At 36.3% G+C, this 26,732-nt stretch carries 39 protein-coding genes, 1 tRNA gene and 4 pseudogenes; 22 read left to right on the forward strand and 22 right to left on the reverse strand.

Annotation, left to right across the window (positions count from 1 at the left end; genetic code table 11):
* Positions 1 to 283 precede the first annotated feature (283 nt).
* Positions 284 to 589 carry a hypothetical protein gene (locus QW060_RS25040; RefSeq protein WP_290365402.1) on the forward strand — a complete coding sequence of 102 codons (306 nt, stop codon included), beginning with the start codon at positions 284 to 286 and terminating at the stop codon, positions 587 to 589.
* Here the strand turns inward: QW060_RS25040 and QW060_RS25045 are convergent.
* Positions 551 to 835 (reverse strand): antirestriction protein ArdA, encoded by a 285-nt coding sequence (locus QW060_RS25045; protein WP_290365415.1) that lies wholly within the window; start codon positions 833 to 835, stop codon positions 551 to 553. The genes QW060_RS25040 and QW060_RS25045 overlap by 39 nt on opposite strands.
* Before the next feature lie 215 nt (positions 836 to 1,050).
* Between QW060_RS25045 and QW060_RS25050 the strand changes: the two genes are divergently transcribed.
* The 3 genes and pseudogenes from QW060_RS25050 to QW060_RS25060 form a co-directional block, all read left to right on the forward strand.
* Positions 1,051 to 1,197, forward strand: coding sequence for a hypothetical protein (locus tag QW060_RS25050; RefSeq protein WP_290363197.1), 147 nt, complete (start codon positions 1,051 to 1,053; stop codon positions 1,195 to 1,197).
* 55 nt (positions 1,198 to 1,252) lie between these two features.
* The gene (locus QW060_RS25055) at positions 1,253 to 1,414 is read left to right on the forward strand and encodes a hypothetical protein (protein ID WP_199740917.1); all 162 of its coding nucleotides are present in this window, start codon (positions 1,253 to 1,255) and stop codon (positions 1,412 to 1,414) included.
* 101 nt (positions 1,415 to 1,515) lie between these two features.
* Positions 1,516 to 2,238 (forward strand): annotated as a pseudogene (locus QW060_RS25060) (recombinase family protein); the annotation flags it as partial.
* Between the two features lie 146 nt (positions 2,239 to 2,384).
* On the opposite strand, the gene QW060_RS25065 reads toward QW060_RS25060, so the two are convergent.
* The 5 genes from QW060_RS25065 to QW060_RS25085 form a co-directional block, all read right to left on the reverse strand.
* Positions 2,385 to 2,531, reverse strand: coding sequence for a hypothetical protein (locus tag QW060_RS25065; RefSeq protein WP_290363198.1), 147 nt, complete (start codon positions 2,529 to 2,531; stop codon positions 2,385 to 2,387).
* Positions 2,532 to 2,971: 440 nt separating this feature from the next.
* A tRNA-Arg gene (locus QW060_RS25070) sits at positions 2,972 to 3,045 on the reverse strand.
* 224 nt (positions 3,046 to 3,269) lie between these two features.
* Positions 3,270 to 3,995 (reverse strand): MBL fold metallo-hydrolase, encoded by a 726-nt coding sequence (locus QW060_RS25075; protein ID WP_290363199.1) that lies wholly within the window; start codon positions 3,993 to 3,995, stop codon positions 3,270 to 3,272.
* 30 nt (positions 3,996 to 4,025) lie between these two features.
* Positions 4,026 to 4,736 carry a DNA alkylation repair protein gene (locus QW060_RS25080; RefSeq protein WP_290363200.1) on the reverse strand — a complete coding sequence of 237 codons (711 nt, stop codon included), beginning with the start codon at positions 4,734 to 4,736 and terminating at the stop codon, positions 4,026 to 4,028.
* A 103-nt stretch (positions 4,737 to 4,839) separates the two neighbouring features.
* Positions 4,840 to 6,327: an aminotransferase-like domain-containing protein gene (locus QW060_RS25085; RefSeq protein WP_290363201.1), complete on the reverse strand. Its 1,488-nt coding sequence runs from the start codon at positions 6,325 to 6,327 to the stop codon at positions 4,840 to 4,842.
* 66 nt (positions 6,328 to 6,393) lie between these two features.
* Here QW060_RS25085 and QW060_RS25090 point away from each other — a divergent pair, with 66 nt between their 5' ends.
* From QW060_RS25090 to bioA, 5 genes are read left to right on the forward strand one after another with little or no spacing between them, the layout of a single operon-like run.
* On the forward strand, positions 6,394 to 7,002 hold the full coding sequence (locus QW060_RS25090; protein WP_290363202.1) for a hypothetical protein: 609 nt from the start codon (positions 6,394 to 6,396) through the stop codon (positions 7,000 to 7,002).
* Positions 6,995 to 8,104, forward strand: a complete 1,110-nt coding sequence (locus tag QW060_RS25095) for an aminotransferase class I/II-fold pyridoxal phosphate-dependent enzyme (RefSeq protein WP_290363203.1) — start codon at positions 6,995 to 6,997, stop codon at positions 8,102 to 8,104. The genes QW060_RS25090 and QW060_RS25095 overlap by 8 nt, the downstream gene beginning before the upstream one ends.
* Positions 8,104 to 8,727 (forward strand): dethiobiotin synthase, encoded by a 624-nt coding sequence (gene bioD / locus QW060_RS25100; RefSeq protein ID WP_290363204.1) that lies wholly within the window; start codon positions 8,104 to 8,106, stop codon positions 8,725 to 8,727. The genes QW060_RS25095 and bioD overlap by 1 nt, the downstream gene beginning before the upstream one ends.
* A gap of 4 nt (positions 8,728 to 8,731) precedes the next feature.
* Entirely contained in the window at positions 8,732 to 9,727 is a 996-nt protein-coding gene (gene bioB, locus QW060_RS25105) for a biotin synthase BioB (RefSeq protein WP_290363205.1), read from the forward strand.
* Positions 9,712 to 10,980 carry an adenosylmethionine--8-amino-7-oxononanoate transaminase gene (gene bioA, locus QW060_RS25110; protein ID WP_290363206.1) on the forward strand — a complete coding sequence of 423 codons (1,269 nt, stop codon included), beginning with the start codon at positions 9,712 to 9,714 and terminating at the stop codon, positions 10,978 to 10,980. Before bioB ends, bioA begins: the two co-directional genes overlap by 16 nt.
* Before the next feature lie 152 nt (positions 10,981 to 11,132).
* Here bioA and QW060_RS25115 read toward each other — a convergent pair whose 3' ends face one another.
* The 5 genes from QW060_RS25115 to QW060_RS25135 all read right to left on the reverse strand — a co-directional run bounded on the left by QW060_RS25115 (position 11,133) and on the right by QW060_RS25135 (position 14,023).
* On the reverse strand, positions 11,133 to 11,876 hold the full coding sequence (locus tag QW060_RS25115) for an HD domain-containing protein (protein WP_290363207.1): 744 nt from the start codon (positions 11,874 to 11,876) through the stop codon (positions 11,133 to 11,135).
* A gap of 12 nt (positions 11,877 to 11,888) precedes the next feature.
* Positions 11,889 to 12,191, reverse strand: coding sequence for a DUF3817 domain-containing protein (locus QW060_RS25120; RefSeq protein WP_290363208.1), 303 nt, complete (start codon positions 12,189 to 12,191; stop codon positions 11,889 to 11,891).
* A gap of 29 nt (positions 12,192 to 12,220) precedes the next feature.
* Complete coding sequence (locus QW060_RS25125) at positions 12,221 to 12,715, reverse strand: hypothetical protein (RefSeq protein ID WP_290363209.1); 495 nt, start codon at positions 12,713 to 12,715, stop codon at positions 12,221 to 12,223.
* Positions 12,716 to 12,786: 71 nt separating this feature from the next.
* Positions 12,787 to 13,377: a TetR/AcrR family transcriptional regulator gene (locus tag QW060_RS25130; RefSeq protein WP_290363210.1), complete on the reverse strand. Its 591-nt coding sequence runs from the start codon at positions 13,375 to 13,377 to the stop codon at positions 12,787 to 12,789.
* 88 nt (positions 13,378 to 13,465) lie between these two features.
* Positions 13,466 to 14,023, reverse strand: coding sequence for a methylated-DNA--[protein]-cysteine S-methyltransferase (locus QW060_RS25135; protein WP_290363211.1), 558 nt, complete (start codon positions 14,021 to 14,023; stop codon positions 13,466 to 13,468).
* A 69-nt stretch (positions 14,024 to 14,092) separates the two neighbouring features.
* Between QW060_RS25135 and QW060_RS25140 the strand changes: the two genes are divergently transcribed.
* From QW060_RS25140 to QW060_RS25155, 4 genes are all read left to right on the forward strand, one after another.
* Complete coding sequence (locus tag QW060_RS25140) at positions 14,093 to 14,644, forward strand: DUF1003 domain-containing protein (RefSeq protein ID WP_290363212.1); 552 nt, start codon at positions 14,093 to 14,095, stop codon at positions 14,642 to 14,644.
* Positions 14,645 to 14,665: 21 nt separating this feature from the next.
* The gene (locus tag QW060_RS25145; protein ID WP_290363213.1) at positions 14,666 to 15,874 is read left to right on the forward strand and encodes a hypothetical protein; all 1,209 of its coding nucleotides are present in this window, start codon (positions 14,666 to 14,668) and stop codon (positions 15,872 to 15,874) included.
* Between the two features lie 156 nt (positions 15,875 to 16,030).
* Positions 16,031 to 17,014 (forward strand): alpha/beta hydrolase, encoded by a 984-nt coding sequence (locus QW060_RS25150; RefSeq protein ID WP_290363214.1) that lies wholly within the window; start codon positions 16,031 to 16,033, stop codon positions 17,012 to 17,014.
* Positions 17,015 to 17,132: 118 nt separating this feature from the next.
* A complete protein-coding gene (locus QW060_RS25155; RefSeq protein WP_397386091.1) occupies positions 17,133 to 17,954 on the forward strand; it encodes an alpha/beta hydrolase in 822 nt (273 codons plus the stop codon).
* An 82-nt stretch (positions 17,955 to 18,036) separates the two neighbouring features.
* Here QW060_RS25155 and QW060_RS25160 read toward each other — a convergent pair whose 3' ends face one another.
* From QW060_RS25160 to QW060_RS25175, 4 genes and pseudogenes are all read right to left on the reverse strand, one after another.
* Positions 18,037 to 18,765, reverse strand: coding sequence for a LytR/AlgR family response regulator transcription factor (locus QW060_RS25160; RefSeq protein ID WP_290363216.1), 729 nt, complete (start codon positions 18,763 to 18,765; stop codon positions 18,037 to 18,039).
* 3 nt (positions 18,766 to 18,768) lie between these two features.
* Entirely contained in the window at positions 18,769 to 19,851 is a 1,083-nt protein-coding gene (locus QW060_RS25165) for a sensor histidine kinase (protein ID WP_290365403.1), read from the reverse strand.
* A gap of 423 nt (positions 19,852 to 20,274) precedes the next feature.
* Positions 20,275 to 21,112 (reverse strand): annotated as a pseudogene (locus QW060_RS25170) (transketolase).
* Positions 21,113 to 21,200: 88 nt separating this feature from the next.
* Positions 21,201 to 21,341: a hypothetical protein gene (locus QW060_RS25175; protein WP_290365404.1), complete on the reverse strand. Its 141-nt coding sequence runs from the start codon at positions 21,339 to 21,341 to the stop codon at positions 21,201 to 21,203.
* Here QW060_RS25175 and QW060_RS25180 point away from each other — a divergent pair.
* The 4 genes from QW060_RS25180 to QW060_RS25195 all read left to right on the forward strand — a co-directional run bounded on the left by QW060_RS25180 (position 21,331) and on the right by QW060_RS25195 (position 22,104).
* A complete protein-coding gene (locus QW060_RS25180; RefSeq protein WP_290365405.1) occupies positions 21,331 to 21,564 on the forward strand; it encodes a hypothetical protein in 234 nt (77 codons plus the stop codon). The genes QW060_RS25175 and QW060_RS25180 overlap by 11 nt on opposite strands.
* Positions 21,561 to 21,695, forward strand: coding sequence for a hypothetical protein (locus QW060_RS25185; RefSeq protein WP_290365406.1), 135 nt, complete (start codon positions 21,561 to 21,563; stop codon positions 21,693 to 21,695). The genes QW060_RS25180 and QW060_RS25185 overlap by 4 nt, the downstream gene beginning before the upstream one ends.
* Positions 21,692 to 21,853, forward strand: a complete 162-nt coding sequence (locus QW060_RS25190; RefSeq protein ID WP_290365407.1) for a hypothetical protein — start codon at positions 21,692 to 21,694, stop codon at positions 21,851 to 21,853. The genes QW060_RS25185 and QW060_RS25190 overlap by 4 nt, the downstream gene beginning before the upstream one ends.
* 62 nt (positions 21,854 to 21,915) lie before the next feature.
* The gene (locus tag QW060_RS25195) at positions 21,916 to 22,104 is read left to right on the forward strand and encodes a hypothetical protein (RefSeq protein WP_290365408.1); all 189 of its coding nucleotides are present in this window, start codon (positions 21,916 to 21,918) and stop codon (positions 22,102 to 22,104) included.
* A 40-nt stretch (positions 22,105 to 22,144) separates the two neighbouring features.
* Here the strand turns inward: QW060_RS25195 and QW060_RS25200 are convergent, their stop codons facing one another.
* On the reverse strand, positions 22,145 to 22,300 hold the full coding sequence (locus tag QW060_RS25200; protein WP_290365409.1) for a hypothetical protein: 156 nt from the start codon (positions 22,298 to 22,300) through the stop codon (positions 22,145 to 22,147).
* Here QW060_RS25200 and QW060_RS28255 point away from each other — a divergent pair.
* The 3 genes from QW060_RS28255 to QW060_RS28265 all read left to right on the forward strand — a co-directional run bounded on the left by QW060_RS28255 (position 22,285) and on the right by QW060_RS28265 (position 23,220).
* Positions 22,285 to 22,620, forward strand: coding sequence for a hypothetical protein (locus QW060_RS28255; RefSeq protein ID WP_317623252.1), 336 nt, complete (start codon positions 22,285 to 22,287; stop codon positions 22,618 to 22,620). The two genes, QW060_RS25200 and QW060_RS28255, sit on opposite strands and share 16 nt — an antisense overlap.
* 226 nt (positions 22,621 to 22,846) lie before the next feature.
* Positions 22,847 to 22,987, forward strand: coding sequence for an ATP-binding cassette domain-containing protein (locus QW060_RS28260; RefSeq protein WP_317623253.1), 141 nt, complete (start codon positions 22,847 to 22,849; stop codon positions 22,985 to 22,987).
* Positions 22,988 to 23,094: 107 nt separating this feature from the next.
* The gene (locus QW060_RS28265; protein ID WP_317623254.1) at positions 23,095 to 23,220 is read left to right on the forward strand and encodes a hypothetical protein; all 126 of its coding nucleotides are present in this window, start codon (positions 23,095 to 23,097) and stop codon (positions 23,218 to 23,220) included.
* Positions 23,221 to 23,466: 246 nt separating this feature from the next.
* On the opposite strand, the gene QW060_RS25210 is transcribed toward QW060_RS28265, so the two are convergent.
* From QW060_RS25210 to QW060_RS25220, 3 genes are all read right to left on the reverse strand, one after another.
* Positions 23,467 to 23,601, reverse strand: coding sequence for a hypothetical protein (locus tag QW060_RS25210; protein ID WP_290365410.1), 135 nt, complete (start codon positions 23,599 to 23,601; stop codon positions 23,467 to 23,469).
* 71 nt (positions 23,602 to 23,672) lie between these two features.
* Complete coding sequence (locus QW060_RS25215) at positions 23,673 to 24,104, reverse strand: cation diffusion facilitator family transporter (RefSeq protein ID WP_317623255.1); 432 nt, start codon at positions 24,102 to 24,104, stop codon at positions 23,673 to 23,675.
* Between the two features lie 153 nt (positions 24,105 to 24,257).
* Positions 24,258 to 24,542, reverse strand: a complete 285-nt coding sequence (locus QW060_RS25220; RefSeq protein WP_290365411.1) for a pseudouridine synthase family protein — start codon at positions 24,540 to 24,542, stop codon at positions 24,258 to 24,260.
* A 10-nt stretch (positions 24,543 to 24,552) separates the two neighbouring features.
* Here QW060_RS25220 and QW060_RS25225 point away from each other — a divergent pair, with 10 nt between their 5' ends.
* Complete coding sequence (locus tag QW060_RS25225) at positions 24,553 to 24,756, forward strand: hypothetical protein (protein WP_290365412.1); 204 nt, start codon at positions 24,553 to 24,555, stop codon at positions 24,754 to 24,756.
* A gap of 527 nt (positions 24,757 to 25,283) precedes the next feature.
* Positions 25,284 to 25,526: a hypothetical protein gene (locus QW060_RS25230; RefSeq protein ID WP_290365413.1), complete on the forward strand. Its 243-nt coding sequence runs from the start codon at positions 25,284 to 25,286 to the stop codon at positions 25,524 to 25,526.
* Here the strand turns inward: QW060_RS25230 and QW060_RS25240 are convergent.
* The 3 genes and pseudogenes from QW060_RS25240 to QW060_RS25250 form a co-directional block, all read right to left on the reverse strand.
* Positions 25,521 to 26,221: pseudogene (locus QW060_RS25240) on the reverse strand (FAD-binding oxidoreductase). The gene QW060_RS25230 and the pseudogene QW060_RS25240 sit on opposite strands and share 6 nt — an antisense overlap.
* Positions 26,222 to 26,231: 10 nt before the next feature.
* Positions 26,232 to 26,396, reverse strand: a complete 165-nt coding sequence (locus QW060_RS25245; RefSeq protein ID WP_290365418.1) for an FAD-binding oxidoreductase — start codon at positions 26,394 to 26,396, stop codon at positions 26,232 to 26,234.
* A gap of 12 nt (positions 26,397 to 26,408) precedes the next feature.
* Positions 26,409 to 26,717: pseudogene (locus QW060_RS25250) on the reverse strand (FAD-binding oxidoreductase); the annotation flags it as partial.
* Between the last annotated feature and the right edge of the window lie 15 nt (positions 26,718 to 26,732).

Here is a 26,732-nt window from a genome sequence, read left to right on the forward strand (position 1 = left end):
AGAAAGTTTTTTCATAAATAAATGTTTGGTTATGTTAATTTATGCTAATATAACTTAATTTTAAATAATAAAAAATATGTTCAAATATTTAAGAAACAAAACATTAGAAAAAATTAGCCCTTATACCTTATAATTATCACAAAAAACAAGATTTGTTAAATTTTTGTAATTTCATTAAGTAGGATATTTTGATCCTGAACTATTCGAATTGAAACTTCTTGACGGTAAAACTTTCCCGTTTTTTAGACAGCTTAAAAGTATTAACTTTAAAAAATGTTCTGTCATGAAAAATCGAAATTTAAATGTAGCTCAGATCGTAAAGATTTTACAAGAGTATGATTTAGTAAATCTACTCAGATTATTTTGTCGTGAATATGGAATCGCTGCACCTACTTTTTACTCCTGGAAAAAAAAATATTCAGGAATGAGTTCGTCAGCTTACGGTGTCCATTGTCACACCATATTAGAAATGCCTCTTTTCGGGTTTCGTCCATATCTTCCAAAGCCACCAAAACCTCAAATATGCTATCGCTTATCCAACATTCGCCGATTAAGCCGTTCGGGATATTCTCGTAATCTTGGAACATAAATTCGGGTCTTCCTCGTCATTGTGCAACTCCCTACAAGCGGTGTAAAATTCTTCCTTGTCCGCATAATCGGATAGCGTTAGCCTCTCCCCAAAGATTGAACCGTCATTATATTTTCCGTATGTGCCGACATATACGCTTGCTTCCGATGTGTTTATTTGATGTGTCATTTCTTTACAGTTTTGAATTAATTTTTTTGATTTATTCGGCAATGAGAGGAGGTGCTTGTTGTTTTGTTTCAATACCATTTCCAATGCTTATATTCCTCATGCCTGACATTTTTTTTTATTCGTGTAAAGAGCCGAGTATGCTATGTTTCGTTTCGGGAGCAAGTCAAGGTTAGTGTTTAGGGTGACACAAGGTTTTGGGAAAAAAAATACACCCAACGGGCTGGAGATTTTTTTTCCAAACGTGTCTTGACCTTGGGGCGACATAAACACGGGTTACCTTTGCTCCATGAAACGTGAACAATAGGCATACACGCTTTTTAGGCATAACCAAACGTGGAAGTAATGAGGATAGCATTGCCGAAATGGTTCTAAACAGGCAGACTATGCCAAGTAATTCAACCCAAAGACATATTCAAAGAGCCATTCCATCATATCTATAAGTTTGTTTGTGATGCGGATTAATCCGTGTGGTTAACAGGCAAAAATCAGTTGAAGATGGAGAAAGAAAAAGCGAACGATTTAACCCCCGAAAGAGTTAAGCAAATCTTGAAAAAGAAAGGAACGGAAGTCGATTTAGAGGAAGCACAAGCTATTTTGGAGTTTGTCAAGAAGATAGCTCACATTGCAGTTAACCAGTATCTAAGAGGAAAACTTTAACCCAATGAAAAAGGAAAATTGTTGTGATGAGAAAGGCAGATTTATACATACGTGTATCGACAGACGAGCAAGCGGACAAGGGATATTCGCAACGTGACCAAGAAGACAGACTAAGAAGATATTGTGAGATAAAAGGCATTCCGGTAAGGGATGTTTATATAGAAGACCATTCGGCAAAATCTTTCAAACGTCCAGAGTGGCAGAAATATTTAACCAACCTACGCAAAACAAAGAACAACAAATCGGGGTCGATAATATTATTTACCAAATGGGATAGGTTCAGTAGAAATGCAGGGGATGCGTATCAAATGATTAACCAGTTACGGACACATGGCGTTGAGCCTGTTGCGATAGAACAGCCCTTAGACCTTACCATTCCCGAAAATAAAATCATGCTTGCGTTCTATCTTGCTTCACCGGAAGTTGAGAACGACAGGCGTGCATTAAATGTCTTTCACGGAATGCGTAGGGCGAAAAAAGAGGGGCGTTATATGGGAGGTGCACCATTAGGATATGTGAATAAAATATCAGATGATAAAAAGAAATATATTGCACCACATGAATTTGAAGCTTCTATCCTAAAATGGGCTTTTTCTCAGATTATTTCAAATAATTTCAACACTGAACAGATTTGGAAAATGATAAAAGAGAAAGCTAATGGTAAAGGCAGATTTAGCAAAACTAATTTCTGGATAGCGATAAGAAATCCATTATACTGTGGTAAAATTTACATTCCTCCCTACAAAGAAGAAAAGGGACACTTCGTTTTAGGCAAGCATCAACCGCTAATTAGCGAAAAACAGTTTGCTGATGTTCAAGATGTTCTTGATGGAAGAAAAAAAGAAATTAAGCCTAAGATTCTATCAATAGAGAATCTACCACTTAGAGCTTTCTTAAAATGCCCTAATTGTAAACGTATGTTAACAGGAAGTGCATCAAGGGGCAAGATGGGAAACTATTACTATTATTATCATTGTAGTTCTCCATGTAAAACAAGGTTTAAAGCAGAATTAGCTAATGATGCCTTTTTAAAACAACTGCAATATCTTTCTCCAAAAGAAGGTATGGTTGATGTTTTTATCGAAGCCTTTATAAAAGACTTTAACAAGAAAACCAAAGCTCAAAACACTGAGCGGACAAATATCATAAGTGAGATTGATACATTGAATAAACGCTATCAAAATTCACTTCTAAAAAATGCGGACGGAGAGATGGCAGATGACGATTTCCAAGAAATAAAGAGATTGACCAAAGGCAAGATTGAAGTTTTAGAAAAAAGATTAAACGACTTGGCGGTTGTGGGAACAGAGATTAAAGACTTAGTGGCTTCCACCTTAAAAAAGGTCGCAAACATTGATAGACGCTATGAAAACGGCGATATTGAAGAAAAAAGGCTTATAGTGAGTTCGATGTTCCCCGAATTTTTGGAATTTGACGGAACAAGACATCGAACTCCGAGATTAAATTCTGCGATTGCCCTTATTTATCAGAATAACAGTAAGTTACAGGGTAAAAAAAATGGGACAAGTCTATCGTTTTTAGACTTGTCCCAAGAAGTGATCCAATCAGGATTCGAACCTGAGACCTACTGCTTAGAAGGCAGTTGCTCTATCCAGCTGAGCTATTGGACCTTACCTTTTTAACACCTTCTGATGTCAGAACTGTGTTTAAAATTTTAACGGTGCAAATATATTGCTTTTTTTAATTATCATACCATAAATCTGCACCTTTTTTTGAACTATTCCCTAAAACACTGGGTTTAAAAAGAATATCACTTTGATTTTTCTGCAGAATCATGTGTTAACCATATCTTACTTCCATTTTTATACCAGCATCTTCTTTGTATACTGAGTATTTAGTAATAAAGTATGGGAGTTTTCATATCGTGATACAGTAATACCATCCAATGTTCTTTTTCAGCTAATGTTTGCCATTCTTTCCGGAGTTCCATTGCATGTTTACCATCATAATCCGTCTTGTAGGCTATAGCATAATCTAAATATCCTTTTTGTGGCAGATTATCGGCTGCGTAAAAAACCGTTTGCTGTCCTCTCATCCAAAATACCTGATGAAACGGCGTGTGACCGCCTGTAACTTCAAAAAACAGTTCCTCGGTGATTTGTCCTTTATCTTCTTCCATCCATACTATATTAGATAAAGAAGGAAGTATTTCCAATATTTTGCTATTATACGAATAGGTTTCTTTCTGAGTTAAGGCAAAATCAAATTCCCTTTTTTGTATATAGAGGGTCGCTTCAGGAAAATGAGGAATAAATTCATTGCCGGAAAAATGCCCTATGCCATCTAAATGATCTTTATGCAGATGAGAAAGTACAATTTTGGTGATCTGATGCGGAAAAACACCTTCATCCTCCAAAAGTTCATACATCAACGGCTTGCCATCCTGTACAATTCCCAAACCAAGATCAAAAAGGATAATATCATTATCTGTTTGTATGAGGAAAGGCTGAATGGCCATTTTAAGCCGTCCGTCATCTATCCTTTCTCCTTGTTGTAAACGGGTAAATTCTTTCTGCTTGTTAACCGCAAAACGGCCTTCTTTCAACGGAATTACTTTCATAAGATCTTTTTTAATCTTTTTAAATATTCTTTAGCTTCGCTGCATTGCGGCTGCTCGTTTTTCTGCCGGCATTTTTTCGAGAGCATATCGCAATGAAGTTCGTGGCATGCGGTCTTTATGTTGCATCAAGTAATTAAATACTTCATCCTGATGGGCTTCACTTGCTGTTTTTAACAGCCAACCTGTCCCTTTTTGAACCATATCATCAGGGTCCATAAGCAGAGCATCTGCTATTTCAAAAATGTCCTGCAAAAATGCGCCTTTTCTTGCCGGTACTATCAGGCTTACCGCTGCTGCTCTTTTCATCCAGCGGTTCTCAGATTGGGTAAACGCTTTTAACGCATCCATATATTCGGGATATTTTTCAATAAACATTCCCATTGTATGATTACAAAATGTATCACATGTAGCCCAATTATCAATATATGTATCAATCCATTTTTTAAACAGCTGAAAATCTGAAGGCTCATATTTTTTATGGAGATTTTGTGACCAGTGACAGGCAATAAAAGCTTCCTCCATATATCCAGACTGTAGCAATTGCTCACAATATGAGAAGATTTCTTCCTTGGAAAGATCTTTAATTTCTTTGAAATATACTTTACTTATTTTACGCACTTCCGGGTTTTTAACGCCATATTGACGTGTAGTTTCTTTAAAAAAACGCTGACTGGAAAGAAGTGTTTGCTCATCAGCATTTTCTTTCAATGTGTTTCTGATTTCAGATAGTATATTTTCCATAAGTATCCTGATATTTATAGTTCCTATTATACAAATAGTTTTTTAGGAAATGGACTCCTTACAAAGGTAAGGGAATATCCATTGTCAAAATATTTTTACAACCTTAAGATTGTTTTTTGATGTGGTATTCCAAAATATTGATGCTGTGCTGCATCTCCGCCTCATCCAAATGTCCGAAACCAAGTCTCATGGCAGTAAGATTCCGGTTTTGATAGAGTAAAGTTTTAGGAATAAAAAGATTGTCTTTTGCACAGGCATTACTCAACTGCAGGAGATTGACCGGCTGCTGCCATTCTACCCAAACCGCCAATCCGCCTGATGGCTTTTGAAAATGAAGAATATGTTCAAATTTTTTTTCTAAAAGTGTGGTAAATACATCTCTTCTCTGATGGTATACTTTTATAGATTTTTTAAGGTGTCTGTGGATTTCTCCTTCTTCAATCATTTCTCCTAAAACCTGTTCCATCAGTACATCTCCCTGCCGGTCTATAATTCCCAGATATTTGCGCATTTCACTCATCAGATTTTCAGGAGCTACAATAAAACCGGTTCTAAAACCCGGTGCCAGCGATTTACCAAAAGAACCTGCATAAATAACCATTCCGTTGGTATCTGCACTTGCCAAAGGCAAAACAGCACTTTTATCATAGTGAAAATCATAATCATAGTCATCTTCCAGAATGACAAATCCGTATTCATTGGCCAGATCCAGGAGTTCAATTCTGCGTCGGGCACTTAGTGTAACAGTAGTTGGATAATGATGATGAGGGGTCAGATACAGCATTCGTATCCGATGCTTACGGCACAAATCACGAACAGCATCTGTTTGTATTCCTTCGGCATCAATAGGTACCTGAAGAATATGGGCACCGGATTTCTGAAAGATCATGTTTACCGAAAAGTAACTCAGAGAGGCTACCACAACAATATCGCCTGCGTTTAATAGTATTTCAGAAATAATATAAACGCTCATCTCCATACTGCGTGTAATGAGGACATTTTTTTTAGAAATATGCAACCCGCGGGACAGATTGAGATAATTAGACAGGTTTTCTTTAAAATATTCGCTGCCTTCCTGATTGTAATATCCGAATTTACGCTGATTGCTTTTGCGCTTCATATTAGAACTGTACAAACGGGATAAATATTCTATCTGTGTAAGTCTTATATCAGGTGTTCCGTCATTAAAGACATATTCACAGGCAGAGTGTTCAAAAGGATTGTCTAAGAGATTGGATTCTGTGAATGAATACCCTGTTTTTTGAGGATATAATGCCAGCTGATGTTCTAATGAAATCTGAAAACGATCTGGTCTCTCTTCTTTTTTACGCAATACAAACGTTCCTTTATTAGGCCGTGTTTCTACCCATCCCTGTGCATCGAGTTCTTCATAGACCGCCACAATGGTTTTGCGGTGTACTTCCAGAATTTCACTAAGCATACGCGTTCCCGGCAATTTCGTTCCGGCATTCAGATAGCCTCTCTGTATCGCATTAATCAGTTGATAGGCAATCTGCAGATAAACAGCCGTAGCCGATGTACGGTCAATTTGTACAAAACTTTGATAAGGAATTATAACCGGACTACTCATAATATAAAAAGTGGCACCATTTGATTAGCCGGCAAGATACTACTTTTGCCATAAACTAAAAATAGTATGCATAATTTACTTCAACATCTGGTAAATGACAATGAATTACATTCAAAGTGGCTCAATACCTTATCTTTTATGGAAAATGCAGGAGCCCGAAAAATCTCTTTGTGTGAGCATCCTTCAAAAGTAGATTTGCTGCAACTCAAACATGCAGCAGAAGAACACCGACATGCTTATTATCTAAAAAAACAGATTGGTAAAATCAGTCCCAAAAGTTGTGTAACCTATACCAACGATGAATTACTGGCAGCCAAAGCTACCCGCTATTATTTAGATATTTTGGATGTAAAAACGAGTCGCTATCTGAAAACACATTTTGAATTGAGCGGTTATGCCCTAAAACATGCGGCCTATTTATTTGTGACCTATGCTATTGAGGTACGTGCAGATGAACTGTATCCACAATATCAGAAAGTGCTTACGCAGAACAAACACAAAGTGATGGTGAAATCCATTATTGCAGAGGAAGAAGGACATCTGGAAGAAATGATTCTGCAACTCCAAAACTTCCATAAAGACTGGGAACAACATGCGCATGCTATTCTCCTTATGGAGCAGTCGTTGTTTACAGAATGGATTACGGCTATAAAAACAGAATTAAAAGATGCTTAGTACCCTCTCATTTCTGGAGCAAGCCATTGAGAAACGAAAACAGGAAAAAGTTTTACGACAACTCCCAGCTGCTAAAAACGGAATAGATTTCTATTCTAATGATTATCTGGGGTTTTCTACAGAATCCGGATTAACAGAAATAGTAGTAAACGAAATAATACAACAACCCGATTTGTTGAAAGGTGCTACGGGCTCAAGACTTATAAGCGGTAATTCTGATCGCACCATGCAGGTAGAATCCTTTTTGGCACATAAACATCAGGTTCAGAGTGCGCTATTGTTTCCTTCGGGTTATACAGCTAATACGGCTTTTTTTTCGTCCGTACCGCAACGTGGCGATACAATATTAATGGATGAATGTATCCACCGATCAGTACGGGATGGGGTGAGATTATCTGATGCTCACAAAATCAAGTTTCGTCATAATGATATGCAGCATCTGGAGGAATTATTAAAAAGATCCCGGGGTAACTGCTTTATTGCAGTTGAAAGTCTTTATTCTATGGACGGAGATTTTGCTCCGTTGCATGCCTTAACTCTAATAGCAAAACGATATAATGCGAATTTGGTTGTAGATGAAGCCCACGCATTCGGCATATTCGGATATGGACTTGTAAGTCAAAAAAAACTACAGCATCGGGTATTTGCAACAATGATTACATACGGAAAAGCATTAGGCTTACACGGAGCAGCTATCTTAGGAACTGAATTGCTTATTTCTTTTCTCATCAATTTCAGTTCAGCTTTTATCTATACAACCGGAAGTAGTGATTTGTATGCCATAAGCATTCAGAAAGGATATGAATTTCTAAAAGAAAATCCCGAAAGAATACAGGATCTCCAAAATAATATTCTTTTGTTGAGAAACAGCGGACTACCCTTTTCGTCTGCTTCAGAAAGTCCGATACAGATTTTGCGTGGGACAACAATTTCTTGTGTAAAGAACCTACAACAACAGCTGGAAAAAGAAGGATTTTTGACTTTTGCAGCTCTTGCTCCTACTGTAAAGAAAGGTGAAGAAAGACTTCGAATCTGTTTGCACAGCTATAATTCATCGGATGAAATTAACCAGTTGAGTGATCTCATAAAAAAACATTTATAATGACTATAACACCCGAAAAATTATTTGTAACCGGTATCGGAACCGGTATTGGCAAAACAATTTGTTCCGCTGTACTGACCGCTTATTTTAAGGCTGATTACTGGAAACCTATACAATCAGGAGACTTGAAACAGACAGACAGTATGATGATAAAACATCTCGTAGAAGCTCCTGTGGTTATACATCCCGAAAGATATTCTTTAGAACTGGCTGCCTCTCCTCATAAATCAGCAGCTAAGGAAAACCTTACCATACATCTTGAAGATTTCCAATTACCTGAAACGAATAATTCTTTGATTGTAGAAGGTGCCGGCGGGCTTTGTGTTCCCCTTTCTGACGATGTCTATATCATTGACCTCATAAAAAAATTAGGCCTCCCGGCAGTACTGGTCGCAAAGGACTATCTGGGGTGTATCAATCATACTTTATTATCCTTGGACATGCTGCGAAAAAATAAAATTCCGTTGGCCTACTTTATGTTCAATGGCACTTTTGATCCTGATACCTACCGCATCATTGCTAAAAATCTGGAAGCATCAACAAAAATTCTACAGATTCCGCATCTCAAAACAATAAACAAACATAACCTCAACAAGATTGTACAACAACTAACAAATATCTGATCGTATGCAAACAACAGAACCACTAAGACACAACTGGACAAAAGAAGAGATTGAAGCTATCTACCAAAAACCTTTACTGGAATTGGTCTATGAGGCTGCTACCGTCCACAGACAATGGCATAAAGCTTCAGAAATACAGGTATGTACACTGCTTTCTGTAAAAACCGGAGGATGCCCTGAAGACTGCTCCTACTGCGGGCAGGCTGCCAGATATCATACTGATATCAAAGTACAGGCACTATTACCCACCGAAACGGTTATTGCACATGCAAAAAAAGCGAAAGACGCCGGATCATCCCGATTCTGTATGGCAGCAGCCTGGCGGGAAGTACGCAATAACCGGGATTTTGACCGTATCATTGATATGGTGAAAGGAGTCAATGAATTAGGCCTTGAAGTATGCTGTACACTGGGTATGCTTACAGAAGAACAGGCTTTGAGATTACAGGAAGCCGGACTTCATGCGTACAACCACAATCTGGATACTTCGGAAGCCTATTATGATGAAATTATATCTACCCGAAAATTTGACAATCGTATAAAAACCATTCAAAATGTAAGAAAAGCCGGAATTACAGTTTGTTCCGGAGGCATCATTGGATTGGGAGAAACAGCTGCAGATCGCATTTCCATGCTGCTGACACTGGCTACAATGCCTAAACATCCTGAATCGGTTCCGGTAAATGCTCTGGCACGGGTAAAAGGCACGCCGCTTGAAAATCAGCCAAAAGTACCCATCTGGGATATGGTACGTATGATTGCTACTGCCCGTATTATTATGCCAGCATCTGTAGTACGGTTAAGCGCGGGGCGCATTGAGATGACGGAAGAAGAACAGGCATGGTGCTTTATGGCAGGAGCCAATTCTATTTTTACAGGAGAACGCGAAACGTTATTGGTTACCCCAAATCCGGGAGTTAGTGAAGATATGCAAATGTTTCAAAATTTAGGATTACAACCTATGGTCAAAGAAAAAGAAGCCGTATGTACAACGATCTGAAACAAAGAGACAGAGCGGTAAACTGGCATCCGTATACTCAAATGAAAGCGGCTTCTGAGATAATACCAATCGTTAAGGGAAAAGATGCGTACCTTTTTGATGATAAGGGCAATCGTTATATCGATGCGGTTTCTTCGTGGTGGGTTACCTTACACGGTCATGCACATCCCTATATTGCACAAAAAGTATCGGAACAGTTACTGCAACTGGAACAAGTGATATTTGCAGGTTTTACGCATGAACCTGCGATAAAGCTTTCCGAAAATCTCCTGAAATTACTGCCTGTAAATCAAACTAAAGTTTTTTATACCGACAACGGATCTACTGCGGTTGAAGTAGCTTTGAAAATGTGCATTCAGTATGCACATAATAAGGGATTGAAAAAAAATAAAATCCTTTCTTTTCACAATGCCTATCATGGTGATACTTTTGGTGCCATGTCTGTAAGCAGCAGAACTGTATGGACACAGCCTTTTGGAGAAATGCTTTTTGAAGTGATTTTTATCGATGTGCCGACAAAAGATAATCTGGAGGAATTAAAGAAAACAATTGACCTCTATTCTGATGAATTGGCCTGTTTTATATATGAGCCTCTTGTACAGGGAGCAGCCGGAATGCTCATGCATGAACCTGAAGACCTCAGTGCGTTGATGCAATACTGCCGGTTTAAAAATATTTTAATGGTTCAGGATGAAATTTTTGTAGGTTTTGGTCGTACAGGCAAATTGTTTGCAGCGGATTATTTAACAGAAAAACCGGATATTATGTGCTTTTCAAAAGGCCTGACAGGAGGTACTTTTCCTTTGGGAATGACTACTTGCTCTGAAGCTGTTTATGAAGCTTTTTATGCTGATGACGCCTGTAAAGCATTATTCCACGGTCATTCTTTTACCGCCAACCCTTTGGCTTGTACTGCTGCGCTGGCCAGTCTGGATTTGCTTTTGAAAAAACAAACTCTTGAAAATATTGAAAGAATATGTTCGGAGCATCAACAGTTTTTAAATGAAATAAAAGACCATTTAGCTATAAAATCTATTCGTCAACGCGGTACCATTCTGGCATTGGAATTAAAAATAACAGAAGAAACATCCTATTTCAACAGGCAATATGAAAGCCTGTATCCTTATTTTTTGAGCAAAGGTATTATCTTACGTCCTTTAGGGAATATTCTTTATCTGGTACCTCCCTATTGTATCTCAACTTCTGATTTGAGATATATTTACCAAAGCATACAGACGGCTTTGAATTTATAAACTATATAAAGCTATCGGTCTCCGGTAGCTTTGTTTTTAAGTTTTCAGGAAAAAAACCTTTTAACCAAATACACTTTATCCCTCTCATACATTTGTCAAGTAAGTTTATTGAAATATTCGCTATATCCAACTATTTGTATGGATATATTCTATCATTCTTCATCAAGAGCGTTTTTACCTGCCATTTGTGCGAATCCCATTTTGTACAAAATATCAGCTCTCGTCCCTTCTCTATGATGAAAATTTTCCATAGTATAAATAATATCCTGTTTAAATCCTTTTCTTGAATAAGATTTATCAACTTCCAATATGAATTTTTTAGTTAACTGAAATTTATTTAATCCGATTACATCCATAGCAGCCCCTTTGGAGAGAAAATAGGATTCATTTCCATACTTTTCTTTGTCTATCACAGGATTCAAATGCATATCAATGGCTTGTTTAACAATTGTAGCTTTATTCTTATCTAACCCATTTTCCAAGCAAAAATTTTGACTGAATTCACCTCCATAATTGGCAAAACATTGTTTTGAACAAATATGATTATGTTTTTCACTTAATCCTATATCATGTAAAATTGATGAGACAAACAATAATTCATTATCTATATTTAGTTTTTCTGATAATGCAAATCCTGCACTCCAAAAATAGGTTCTATATGAATGATAAAATAAAATAGAATTAAAACTATCCTGTGCTTCCTCTATTGCTTTACTACATAATGATGAATCAGGAATTAATATATCTTTAAAATCAAATTTCATATATCTTTTTATATTTAGTAAAGCCAATGCTTTATTGTATTTTTCTTTGATTTGTGATTCAATAAGCATCATTTTAAATTTTTTTATTTCATTTTTGCTTAAAATTCCTGATGCAGGGATGATAATTTCCATTGTTAAAAGGTTTTATATTTTATTTAGAATCTTTCTGTCGATATAGAAAGTACCGAACGGAATAATACAGGCTATCAACACTATCCATGTGGTTTTGCTGAATTTCCATTGCTGTTCTATCCCTACATTCAACGTATTGAATACGAAAAGTAGAAATAAAGCTCCATGTAATGGTCCGATGAACTGCGAAATGTTCGGATAAGAAAAAAAATATTTTAACGGCATAGCGATAAATACAAGGATAAGTAATGAAATCCCCTCTAAAATGGCAATTATCCGCAATCGTCCAATTTTTGTCTTTAGCAATTGTATCATTTTTATATTCTGTTTAGTTGTTTATCTGCTTATTTAATGTTACTGATGTATTCCAAAATCAGCTTTACCCGTATATAGGGTCTTTGGGACAAAAAAGAAAATGGCCAGGGAATGGCTAAAAAAATAATCAGTAAAGCAACTGAAAACCATATAAGCAATGTTCTATACTTGGCTGTACTTTCTTCTTTTCTTTTTGCCAAAGATGAACCTATGGTTATCATCACAACTGCGACAAGCATAAGCAAAGGATGTAGAAAGCCATAAAAAGCAATTTCGATATGTTGTAAGGAAGTACCTGTATTTTTCCAAAAATAAGATGCGAACGGACTTTTGATATAGAGTATCATTCCGATAATGAGTTGGATATGTGCTATTGTAGCTGTCCAGTGTCTTACTTGATTGTCGTAATCCGAATAATCCCTATGCGATTTATAACCTGAATACGCTCTGCCGATAGCATACAAAAGAGAGAGAAGTACAAGCCATCTGCATATAGAATGTAAAGGAATAAGAAATGCGTACATTGCTTCTGAATTTTAATGAAGCAAAGATAAAGTAAAAAACATACTAATTGGTATGTTTTGTAAAATAAAAATTATTTAAGAGAATTTAGGTAATTCTTTAGTTCATTTAAATAAGTGCGATAGACATTGCTTTCGCTATCCATTCTACCAAAATTGCGTATGCCCCAATAGCTTGAAATGATAAAAAGGGCAACGGATTTCGATTGTACATCAGCGTTTATAAAGCCTTCTTTTTTTCCCGCTTCGATATTTGAAACCATTATTTTTTGCCATTCATCTGTCACTTCTATAAGTACTTCTGTAAAAACAATATTTTTTGGTGCCATTTCCTGTATGAAGTTGGAAAGCGGACAACCCTGCTCAAATTTCATAAACTCATTATCTGATAAAAGCATAGTAACCATTATATAAAGAGCTTCAACTGAATTAGTTTCAAGGCTAAAAATACGTGTAATCTGTGCTAAGAATTTTGGTTTTATTATCTCTCTGATAATAGCAACCCCCATTTCGTCTTTATTTTTGAAATGATAATAAAGTGCTCCTTTGGTAACTTTGGTCGTCGCCAAAATATCGTCAATACTTGTAGTCTGGTAACCGTTGATATAAATAAGCTCATAAGCCTTTTTCAAAATGGTTAAACGAGTTGCTTCTGCTTTTTTCATATTAAATACTATTTGGTATTTTTTAAGCAAAGAAAATTATTTTTCGCTATATCTACAATATGAATTAATTTTTTTTACTGCCCTTTTCTTATTCCTCATCCCAAAGTGTGGGTTGTGTCTGTGATCTTTCGAGAGCTAACAGAAATGCTTTATTTTTTAATCCGCCTGCAAATCCTGTCAGTTTACCGGATGTACCTATAACACGATGGCATGGAGCAATGATAGAAATAGGATTTTTACCGTTGGCTCCCCCTACTGCCCTGACGGACTTTTCATTGGCAATTTCTCTGGCCAGATCACCATAGCTTCTCGTTTCTCCATAAGGAATTTTCAATAACTGTTGCCATATTTGTTGTTGAAACGCAGTACCGGTAAAGTCTAAAGGGAGGTCAAATACTTTGCGCTTTTTAGCAAAATACTCCTGAAGTTGAATTGCGGTTTCCACCAATACAGGATGTTCATCAAAACGCATTCCTTCTGAAAGGGTCACCCGTGTTGCGTCATCGTTTTCCCACAACACAGCCGCCAGTCCCTTTTCTGTTGCGATCAGTTTTAATACTCCAACCGGAGTAGCGATGTATGTATGGTAATTAGACAATATGTTATGTAGTTTTTTGTTTAAGTTTATATTACTAAGATACGGCATTCCCCTATTCTTTTCAATGATCTCTAAAAAGATTTTTATTACATTAGTAGATACTAAAACTTCTTAACAATGCAACAGGACGAAATCAATACCATGATTGATCAGAGCAATGAAAACCTGCGCAAGCTTCAAAAAATTGTAGCCACTACAATGGAAGAAGAGCAGCTCATCATCAATAATTTGCTACATCCACCAAAAGAAATATTATCAAGCGGACAGCGGATATCCGATAAGGTAGCGCGATTTGGCGGTAGCTGGAGATTCATCATTATTTTTACACTGGTTTTAGCCGTTTGGATTGTATTCAATACGATGGCAGCAAAAGAACTTGAATTCGATCCGTATCCGTTTATCCTTATGAATCTTGTATTGTCCTGTATTGCGGCTCTTCAGGCTCCCATTATCATGATGAGCCAGAACCGTCAGGAAGAAAAAGACCGTATGAGAGGAGAAAATGATTACCTCATCAATTTAAAAGCGGAACTCGAAATACGCAGCCTACATCAAAAACTGGATCTTTTGCTCAATGAAGAAATTAAAGCATTATATGAATCTCAGGTAGCCCAATTAAAATTACTGGAAAAACTGGAAGAGAAAATCGAAAAGATGGAAAAAAAATAAACGGATAACTACCGTTTTATAATGATGGATATAATTACTGCTCAGTCATTCAAATCACTGAAATCCATGAGTTATACTTTTCCAATGAAAGGTTATTTTTGTGATAATGTTATCAATTGTTTTGCACCAATACAAAATGTCTTTTTTATGAAAAAAATATGCCTCCAAATTCTGTTTTTGTTTCCTTTAATAGCAAATGCTCAGCATCTTGATTCATTATCGACCAACATAAGCTCTTCAGTTATTGCTGCCTACTTTGAAAAAATTGATAAAGAAGATTTTATTTATCTGGTTCCTTTTCAAAAAAAAGAATTATGGGGCTATCTTGATAAAAGAACCTTACAGGTAAGACTTCCTGCCGTTTTCGATCAGCTTGGGTTTTATAAGGGAGAAGGCTATATAGGAAGTTTTTATGACACTGTTTCCTTAACAGATTATATTGTAACTGTTGACAAGTCAGGAAAAATCAACTTTCAGATTTCTGTAATAAGCTTAATGGAAGCTTTGCCTCCCGGACTTTTTTCACGTGCTTATTCACAAAATATAGAAGTTCTTTCTTCTGCAGAAGGTAACAACGGATTTCAATATACCATGGACGAAGATTATATTGATATTACTGCTTATTCAGATTTATACCGCTCGCATGATAAAAATCAACCGCTGCTGATTCCGATGAAGATTGACAACAAAATAGTTGCCATAGCTGGCAAAAAAAGTGAAGATCCGCATCTTACCTCCTATGGCATCATTGATCCACAGGGAAACACTCTTTCTGGTTTTGATTTTAAACACAACCGAATTATCCCTATTAAAGGTACCCGTGATACCAAAGATGTATGGTTTCTGGTACAGCAGTCGAAAAATAACAATAATGCATATAGTTACCTCAACCACAAAGGATACTACCGCTTAAAGAACCAATTACCCCAATCTGTATATTATTACTACCGGTCTTCTCAAAAAGATTATCCATTCTATATGCCTCATGAGCATACGTTAGGTTATATTCTGGTGGAAAATAAAATTTTTGATCTTTACGAATTGAAACAGGAAAAACAACTCGCAGAAGAATATCAAGGTTTGTGGATTTCTTATGCAATAGCCACACCTCTGGAAAAAGATACCGTTGAAGAAAAGAGAAAAAAAGCACATCTGTATATTTGGGTAAAAAAGGAAAACAAATATTTTTACATTGATTTATATGGAAATGAATACCTGCCAATCGATTAAAATCCTGATTAAAAAAAAGAGCTTGGTATAACCAAATTTCCATTTTATGGATTAGTGATTGGGCTTGTTTTAAATTAATGTATTAAATTTATATAGTAACCTAAATCCGATCTTATAACAGAGATCGAACTATAAACCTCTAAACTCTGATACATTATGGCGCATACCAACATTCCTGCACATCAAGATCCTGAAATTTCTAAAGACATTCGTGAATTTCTAAAGGAACTCAATAATGAAGGTGGCAAACCTATGGAAGAAATGACTCCTGAAGAAGCCCGTCAGGTACTTATTGATGCTCAAAAATCTGTTGATTTTGATTATTCCGATATTGAAGAATCTGAAAGAACCATTACACAGGATGGACTTACTGTAAACATTCATATTGTAAAACCTGCGGGTTCCGGGACTAACTTACCCGTATTTATGTTTTTTCACGGAGGAGGATGGGTTTTAGGCGATTATCCAACTCATAAACGATTGGTACGTGATTTAGTTGTAAACAGCGGAGCAATTGCCGTATTTCCTGATTATACTCCCTCACCCGAAGCTCAGTATCCTGTTGCTGTAAACGAAGCCTACGCTGCTACGAAATGGGTAGCTGAAAACGGAAAAGAAATCGGTGTTGATGGCTCAAGACTTGCCGTAGCCGGTAATAGTGTTGGTGGAAATATGGCAACCGTAGTTGCGCTTATGGCTAAAGATAAAATGGGTCCAGAAATTGCCTATCAGGTTTTATTATGGCCTGTGACGGACGCGGATTTTACCCGTGAATCGTATATAAAATATGCACAGGATCGTTTTTTAACCACTCCTATGATGAAATGGATGTGGAATCATTATACGACAGATCTCAATAAACGCAAAGAAAAATATGCATCACCGCTACAGGCTACCTTGCAGGAATTAAAAAACCTGCCTCCGGCTCTGGTTCAGATTGCAGAAAATGATATTCTTCATGATGAAGGACTTGCGTATGCCCGAAAACTCGATGAAGCGGGTGTACCAACAACCATAACGGTATATAAAGGCTTTATACATGACTATGGAATGCTGAATCCGTTGGCACACATTCCGGCAGTACAGACTTCTGTACATCAGGCTTCCATTGCTTTAAAAAAAGCACTGAATCCTGAATAATACGAATGAAAAAGATCATAAATAAAAAGAGGGAAATAGCTCTCTTTTTTTTATTTTTACGGTTAATAACCTAAACTGTCTTTTGGCAGTTATAATCAATAACTTTACCCGAATATATATGAAAACAAAATGGATGCTGCTTTTATGTTCCGCCTTTTTAATTGGAATTGTATTCCTTACCGGATGTACCAAAATAAATAATACATCAAATGATCCGGTTCCGGTTCATGATACCTTTACCATTGCTTCTAAAATAGTAAATGAAAACAGAGTCATCAATGTATGGATTCCCGAAGCCTACGCGAAAGAAGGAAACCCCCTACCTGTAATGTATATGGCGGACGGAGGCGTAAAAGAAGATTTTCCTCATATTGCCAATACGTTTGCTAAATTGATCAAAGCAAAAAAAATTCCTGCCTTTATTTTAGTGGGTATTGAAAATACGCAACGCAGAAGAGATCTGACAGGACCTACAGAAGTGGCTGAAGACAAAGAAATTGCACCGGTTGTAGGCGGTTCAGAAAAATTCAGAGCTTTTTTGAAAGAAGAGCTGTTTCCTGAAATCAGTTCGCGTTATAAAACAACTTCAGACAGAGGAATATTAGGAGAATCACTTGCCGGATTATTTGTTATGGAAACATTCCTGTTACAGCCTGATATGTTTACTTATTATATCGCATTTGACCCTTCATTGTGGTGGAATGACAATGCTCTTGTAAAAGCAGCCAAAAATACCCTTGGACATTTACCGGCAGATAAAAAAACGGTTTGGTTTGCCGGTTCTTCAGATATCGCAACTTACACCGATGAACTTGCTACTGTTTTAAAAGAAGAAAATGTTTCAGGACTCAGATGGCTTTATTCGCATGAACCGAAAGAACAACATTCTACGATACTAAGAGCTACAAAAGAAAAAGCACTGATATGGGCTCTTAATTAAAACAGAATTCTTTTTAATACTCAAAAATTACAGGGATACTGCGCTCTTGCAGTATCCCTGTTTTATATCGCTATTTTCCTGGTTAAATTATGTTTAGTTTTTCATATACCTTATCGCGATAACTTGAGCCTACGGGTATCGTTTTTTTATTGGTCAATACAATTACCTGCTGTTCAATATAGTTAATCATACGCAGATTTATAAAAAATGATTTATGTACACGGCATATATATTCCAAATGTTTCAGGTTTTCTTCTATAGAAGATAAAGTACCGTGAACCATCACTTTTTCTGATGTTGTATATATACACAGATAATTTCTCATCCCTTCTATATACAACAGTTCTCCCGGATCTATTTTTATAAGTCTCTTATCGCTTTTTACATAAAAACTATCATCATCTTTATCTGAAACTACTGTTGTTGCTTTATGGCTTGTTTGTATTGCGAGAACAGGCAACGCCTTCTGTATCGCTTTAGAAAACCGGTCGAGTGAAATGGGTTTTAAGAGATAGTCTATAGCATTGTGTTCAAATGCATCTAAGGCATATTGATTATAAGCAGTAGTATATATAATGGCAGGCGGATGATTGAACATATTTATAAAATCTGTTCCGCTGATTTCAGGCATTTTAATGTCCAGAAAAATCAGGTCTATGTTTTTATCTCTGTTCAGAAAAGCAATAAGCTCAAAAACATTATTGCACACTCCCTGTAATTCCAATACCTCAAATTTTGAAATGTGATGTATAAGCACATCCTGAGCCAGTTTTTCATCATCTACTACGAGACATCTGATTTTTTTTTCCATACCTTACAAATTAATTTTGAGGGTTATTGTAAATACATCGTCTTTTTTTTCCAAGTCTATTTTGTGCATAGCCGGATAAAGCAATTGCAAGCGTTTGCGTATGTTATCTATACCAATACCTCCTATTTTTTTTACTGCTGTTTCTTTAAAGTTGTTTTCACATGTAAATATCAGAGCATTCTCCTTATAGTGAAGAGAAGCCTTGATATAAGAATGTCCGACTGTAGAGTCAATACCATGCTTGAAAGCATTTTCAATCAAAGGTAATAAAAGCATTGGTGCAATCCTGATGGTATCATTTATTCCTTCACTCACAAAAGATACATCTGCTCTTTCAGAAATGCGAAGGGATTCGATTGCAATATACGTATTGATAATATGTATTTCATCGCGTACGGGCACTTCTTTTTCCTGAGCTTCATATAGAGAATACCGCAAAATATCAGATAGTTTTAAAATAACATCAGGAGTTTCATGGGATGTTTTCAGCGATAATGCATAAAGACTGTTGAGAACATTAAACAAAAAATGCGGACTTATTTGGGATTTAAGTAATTGAAGTTCTGCCAGAATCTGCTGGCTTTCTATCTGCTTTTGTTTCTTAATTTTAAGAATAAGTTCCTGCATGACATAGCCTATTGCCATTAGAACAGTAATCATCAAAACACCCGGAAAAACATCAAAGCAATATTGGTAGTTTTTTAAAAATTCCGGAGATGTGTATGTAATCGCTAATGGAGTAAAATCATTTAACTCATTGGTATGAAAGGTCTGTTTCAGCCAATTGAGATAATTTCCCTGTATGAAAATTATTGCTATAAATACACCTGCCATTGATAAGAGAAATTGCAAAATATTTCTGTTTTTACGCACTAAAGGAAAAAACAAGAAATTATTAATCCAGGACGGAACAAAAAGCAATACATTATACATCACGATATGGACTAAAGGAAGTTTTCCATCATTATTATCTATTGCGGTATATAGTACCCACCCTGTAAAGAAGCTATTTAATAAGAATCTTGGTTTCATTTTTCTCATCAATACAACGACAGGTTTCAAAAAAAGGTGATGAAAAATTGTCATCTGTACTTTTTATCTCATAATAGTTACATGGAATATTGAAATGACATCACTTTATTCATGCTACCAATTCAACTTTGGCGTCAAATAAAGGAGATTCTGCAAAAGAATTATACATTTTATCATTCTTAACCACTACATTGCGCTCAAGTCCGAACGGATTTAAAGAATTCTTTTTCCTTCTTTATACATGAGCGTTTCATAGAATAACTGGCATAATTTATTTCTATCAGATTCGTTTTCTTACTTCCTAAATAGATACTGATATCATATCCGAAATTCTGTTCAGAAGAAGATCTGTCTTTTAAAGAATATACCAGTTTTTGTTGAGTTCAACAGTAGGTTTAGACTGGCTGAATCCTGTGTAACTGATCAGGAAAATTCCTAAAAATAAACTTTTTTTTTTCATAGTATTTTTTGGTTTTATTAATAATCTCCCAAAGTCATTCCGTTTGGTTCCAGAGCCTGTGCCAACTGGTCATCATTAGGGGCTTTTCCATGCCATGCATGCGTATTCATCATAAAATCTACACCGTACCCATTTCGGTATGCAACATGATGGGCAACAGGTTTTCCATTTCGGTTTTGGATTTTGCCTTTTCCAATCCTTCAATTACTTTTTCTCAGTTGTTTCCGTTTGGTATTTCCAATACCTCCCATCCAAACGCTTCAATTTATCTTTAATGCTAAAAATATAAGAACAACATCTGTTGGTCCGTCTAGCTGTTTTCCGTTAAGTCTACAGTAGCAATTACATTATCCACTTTGTTGGCTGCAGCATACATAAGTGCCTCCCAGTTTTGTCCTTCCTGTAATTCTCCGTCCCCCAAAAGCACATAAACAATTTATTGTTCTGTATTCAATTTTTTAGTTTGTGCTGCTCCTACTGCCACAGATAATCCCTGACCTAATGAGCCTGAAGCTACACGTACTCCCGTAGATGGTGTGTGTAGTTGGGTGCCCCTGTAAGCGCGTATTGATTTTTTTCTGAAGGTAGCGAGTTCGCTTACGGAAAATATCCGCTGCGGGCCAGAATACTGTAAAACACCGAGATATATGCCCATTTGATAAAAAGAAAAGGTCTTCATTACCATCCATATCAAAAGTGTCTTTGGTTCATTACAGATTGGATACAAGGCTACAAAAAACTTGTACATCCCAATGATCCGCCCGGATGTCCTGAGTTTACGGCATGAACCATACGAAGAATATCTCTTCTGACCTGAATCGCTAATTGTTGTAATTGTTGTGTGTTAGGTTGCATTTATTTGAAATATAATATTTAGACAAAGATAGTTTTTTTGCTATATTTCACCAATTTGAAAGCTTATAATTATTTTCCTTGTTCCCTCTCAAAATTCAGGTCTAAACAAGTACCCTTGCAGAAGTTTTTGGTTGGTTATGAAATAATTTTTGGAATAATTATCTGGGACTCTTACAGAGTCTATCACGTGTGCACATGGATTCTGGCATTGGTTATGTTTGTCAACCAAGCGGATCTATGGTTTTACCTTTTTGGGCGTGTATATGACCGCCAGTTTAGGTTTTTCCTTAAAAAGTGCCGGCATTGTACTGAGCTGTTTTGGTGTAGGTTCTATTTTAGGATCTTTTGTAGGCGGCTGGCTTACGGATAAATTCGGATCTTTTAAAATTCAGACGATGAGTTTGTTTTTTTCGATTTTTTTATCTGATTCTGCCTTTTTTCAAATCATTTGAATCCTTGTGTATTGCGATTCTCTTCTGAGTTTTGTCAAAGAAATTTTTCGCCCGGTAATAGTGCTTCCGTTTCCTATTATGCAAAACCTGAAAATCTGACACGGGCATTTTCTCTGAATCGAATGGCTTGAATCTTGGGTATTCTATAGGTCCAGCTATCGGAGGGTTTCTTGCCGCTGTTTCTTTGATTTCTGTTTTACACCAATGCTGTAATGTCTTTTTCAGCCGGATTGGTCTTTTTTCTCTATTTTCGTTCCAAAAAAGGAAACCATTCGAAAAAATGCATTGAACAGGATGTCAGGAAATACCTAAAGAAAAGAAACAAACTGCCTACAATGACAAAAGTTCATTTTGTTCAGTGTGTGTGTTGCTTTATATGCTTTTTGCTTTTTTCAGATTTTAAATACGCTTCCTCTTTTCTATAAAAACGTCGCATTACTCGACGAAAAAAATGTAGGAATTTTAATGGCCTTTAACGGAATTATAGTTTTCACGCTGAGATGGCTCTGGTGCATTTTACAGAAAAGAAATTCACACTGAGTACGAATCTTATCATCGGATGTATTTTCTGCGGTTTGTCTTAATTTGTTCTGCTCCCCTCACACGCCGTTTGGGTACTGTATTTTTCTATGTTTCTCATCTGTATTTCAGAAATCCTGGTAATGCCTTTCTCCTCAACAGTTGCCGTAAATCGTTCCAATCCGGTAAACAGGTTCCTATATGGGATTAAATGCAATTTCTTTTGCTATTGCTCACTTGCTTCTCCGTTTGTGGTACTCAGATAGCAGATCGTTTCGGTTTCAATACGCTATGGACCCTTATATTATTATCATTCTGATGGCCAGTACAGGCTTTTATTGGATTATGAAAAAAAATGTAAGTATTTTTGGAATGGGTGTAATACAAACGAAAAATCTGAATATCGGATATGATCATAAAAAAGGAACGCAAGTCATTGAGAAGATATTCTGTTGTTTTAGAATCGGTAAGCTTATTCGCTACTGGGTAGCAACGGGATCGGAAATACTTTTTAAAAACAATTTCAGGTATAGTTAGCTCCATTGTCGGGCTCCGTTTTTATTGATGATCAGCCTATTGAATCTTACAGTTCTTCAATCCTGTCTCAAAAATGAGTCTGGGTACTTACTGAAAAATTACCGGAAAGTTCGCTGACGGTATATGAACTGATTGCTTTGGGACGACAACCCTATACCAACTGGCTGGATCAATTGGCTCCACAGGACATTTCTCAGATAGAAAATGCCATGGTACTAACTGATAAATGCATTTAAAAAACAAAAAATATTACGAATTAAGCGACGGTCAGTTCCAAAAAGTATTGATTGCCAGAGCCATTGCACAGGATACTCCTATTATTATTCTGGATGAACCTTCTACCCATCTGATTTATATCACAAAGTAAAACTTTTTAAATTATTAAAAAATCTGGCCGAAAATACACATAAATGTATAGTATTCTCTACGCATGATCTGGATTTAGCACTTCAACTCAGCAATCAGATTATTTTAATGAAAAGGGACGGATTATACTTTGATACGCCGGATCAACTGATTAAACAGGGAGTATTTGATCATTTTTTTGATGATGAAACTATTATTTTTGACCGGAATAACAAACAATTCAGAATCCGTTAGGTCTCTTCTTTGTTGTTTTATGTGTTTCTGATTAAGTGAAAGTTATCAATTGTCCAGTTCTCTTTATGATCAAAAGCATGCTGACGTACCGGACACTCTTCTTTGGTACAAATCTGGCAGGAGTATGTTCTGCAGCCATCTAAATGAACAAAAAGTTCAATACGGTCTCCGAAATGTTACGGACAATGTCTTCAAGTATATCTACTTCATGATGCCCTTCATTGATATTGAAATACCAGGGCACTGTCATAGGCAGTCAATGTGCAGGGTACTTCCGTATTTTATTATGCGGAGATTGTGCAAATCAATCCAATTCTCACGACGTTCTTGCTGCAAATGTGCCACAACTTCTTCTAACAGTTCTACGTCTGTTTCATCCATGATACCGGAGATATGGCAGTCTTAAAATTTTATAGCCTGTATAATAATAATACCCGCAAATATCAAAGCAATCACACTATCCAGCCATGGAAGCCGGTAAAGTACAGCACAATCAGTCCAACCACGAACCTATGGTTGAATAGGTGTCCTGACTGTAAATGTTTTCCGCTGGCAATCAATGCTACCGAATGAGTTTTCCTGCCTTTTTTTATAGCAAAGAATCCCACGATATAGTTGATAATGGCAGTTATGGAAACGAGATAGATTCCATAATCGATTTGTGTACTTGTTTCGGATAAACGCAGGTTGGCTATGGCTTCATAGATGATGAGTGCACCGGCAATGCTGAATAAGGCACCTTCCAGTGATGCCGATATAAATTCTACTTTACCATGCCCATACGGATGATTATGAACTTTCGGAAGTGTGGATAAATACAGACTGTATAAACCTACAAAACCGGAAACAACATTAATAATACTTTCAAGCGTATCTGTAAGAATAGTACTGAATCAGTGATGTACCAGGCTATAAATTTAATAACAAATAATGCCACACCGACAATAGCAACAATACGTTGGGAATTTAAAGCTTTCATTGTTGATAAACAGATTTACTCATTTTTCCATCGTCAAAAAGTTTAACTTCTCCTGCATTTAATCCTTTAAATGAAAATCACCAACTCTAACACGGATCAGTCTCAATGTAGGAAACCCTACCGCAGCCGTCATTTTTCTAATCTGGCGAAACTTCTTCTTGAGTGTAATAGAAATCCAGCTTGTAGGTCCGTGGCGTTCATCCCTAATGCGTCTGCCTTCACTGATCCATTTGGTTTTCAATAAGTGTGGCACTACATTCTTTCGTAAGATATTATAGTTCCTTTTACACCAATTTGAACACCTTTTTAAGGATATCAATTGCCTGTTGATCGATAATACCATCTAATGAACTATGTATTCTTTTCTATATCCGGCTTCCGCACCTGCTCGCTTACTACTCCATCAGTGGTTAAATAATAACAATCCTTCTGAATCTTCATCAAGTCTTCCGATCGCCATCGGTTCCAGCCGGAAAAGGATACAGTCCCCTAACATTTCTTTTTCCTTTCTTTTCATAAATGAATTGAGACAGGTAACCGTGTGGTTTATGAAGTAAAAAATGTTGATGCATAGTATTGAAATCTTACTTCAAAAGTACATAAAACATTTTAATAAAGAATGTACTTATTATATTATAAAAATGAGAATAGCTTCTGCTCATCATTAAAGATCTGATCATTAAAAACGAATGTATTATATGATAAAAATTAAGTTTTTTTATATTTTTGAGTTTATTCTAAAATAATATATTTTTGTAAAACTATAAACAATTATTCTATGAAAAATTTTTATTTCTTTTGGCTTTATCCCTGATGATAAGTGTTAACAAGTCTTACATCTTGTACCCCTGTTATGTAGAATACACGGTGAAGCAACAGCGGTAGTGTTGATAAAGCTAAGTTAGTAGCAAAATGGGATCTGAAAACAGTCAAGCAAAGAATAACTACTATGGTGAGTACCCGTTGATGGTCCTACAAAAAAGCGTTTCTTCTGGTAATTCTATTCATGTAGAATTGTAAAGAAGACGGTACGCCGCTACTACTTATAATACAACGGATTCATTCGATAGAATGCTTTTTCGGCATGAAAAGTTATACTGTTACAGGATCTGAACTACAAAGGACTTTATCCAACAATAGTCCATTAAATGTTACTGTTCAGACATTGAACGCCAGCAAACTTATTTTGTTTTTAAAGAAACTCAAAATATGGGCTGGTCAGAAATTATTACTGAAACGATTTATAACTTTACGAAGTTATAAAAAAGAGCGATTTAAAAATCGCTCTTTTTTTATTGCTGTGGAAATATTTTTCCCGGATTCATAATATTTTTAAGGTCAAATACTTTTTAATATCTTGCATAAGCTGTAAGTGAAGACGATTGAATGCGATATCCATATACTCTTTCTGTACCCAGCCAATCCCGTGTTCACCGGAAAGGGTTCCCTTCAAATGAACCGTCAGTTCAAAGATTTCCCTGATTCCCTTCGGAACATTCGTTTTCCAATCTGTATCCGTCATATTTTCTTTAATGATGTTTACATGTAAATTCCCATCTCCGGCATGTCCGTAACAAATGGAACGAAACCGTATTTTTTACCAATCTCTTTTATTCCTTTTAGTAATACAGGTAATTCATATCGGGGAACTACAGTATCTTCTTCTTTATAGACTGTATTCTGTTTTACTGCCTCAGCAACATTTCTTCGCAGTTTCCATAACTTATTTTTTTGCTCTTCTGTATCGGCATATAAAACTTCATCGATAGCGTAAGCCTCCACCACCTGAACTATTTTTTCTGCTTCTGCAAATAATACTTCCTGATAATTACCATCTACTTCGATAACGTAAATGAGCTTCAATTCATCATTAATACCTAAATCGCCAAAACATTTATATTGTAGCGTCCAGTCGATAGCGTCTCTTTCCATGAATTCCAAAGCACTTGGTACTATTCCGGCTCTGAAAATAGCTGAAACGGCTTCTGCTGCCTGCGTCATCTGATAAAAAGGTACCAGCATTAATATATTATTAACGATTCTGAGGCAATAGCTTTAAAACAATCTGGGTAATGACTCCTAATGTCCCCTCACTACCCACCAACAATTGCGTAAGATTATATCCTGTAGCATTCTTTAGCGTGTTTGCTCCGGTCCAAATGATCGCTCCATTGGGCAAAACGACCTCAAGGTTCAATACATAATCTTTGGTTACTCCATATTTTACGGCTCTCGCACCACCTGCATTTTCTGCTATATTTCCTCCTATAAAACAACTGCCCTTACTACTCGATCTACCGGATAGAAAAGTCCTGCTTTGGTAACTTCATTTTGCAAGACTTCGGTAATGACGCGGTTGTGTTATGATCTGAAAATTTTTTTCATCAATAGCAATAATGCGGTTCATACGTTCTAATGAAAGTCCGATTCCTTTATGAACTGCTAATATACCGCCACTCAATCCGGTTCTTGCTCCTATAGGAACAACAGGTATTCTATATTCTGAAGCGAGCTTCATAATTTCAGACACTTC

Source organism: Paenimyroides ceti (assembly GCF_030409925.1).